Raw genomic sequence first — 237 nt, 5'->3', positions numbered from 1 at the left:
AGGCGACCGCCATTGGTATAAGTGCCGATGCGGTTGGCCACATCGTAATTAAGGTCTGGTGTAGTGAGTGTGGCTCTACCATCGGTGAGGCGCACGCGCCCACGCAAATAGGCCAGGCGAATATCGGTTTGATAACGGAGGTAATCCGAATACACATTGGTGGTATCCTGCTTGATGCGCACGGCGCCGAAGGCTTCAAAAATATGGCCGGCATTATTGACGATGCAGGAATCACAG

1 protein-coding gene is annotated in these 237 nt (G+C 53.2%); it reads right to left on the bottom strand.

All coding sequences use genetic code 11. The features are described 5' to 3' along the window. Positions 1 to 237, bottom strand: a 237-nt coding sequence (locus AC3II9_RS22490; protein WP_489158993.1) for an OstA-like protein, incomplete at both ends; no start/stop codon positions are given.

The sequence above is a fragment of the Lysinibacillus sp. RU7 genome (assembly GCF_057837305.1).
This window is presented reverse-complemented; position numbering and strand designations above follow the sequence as displayed.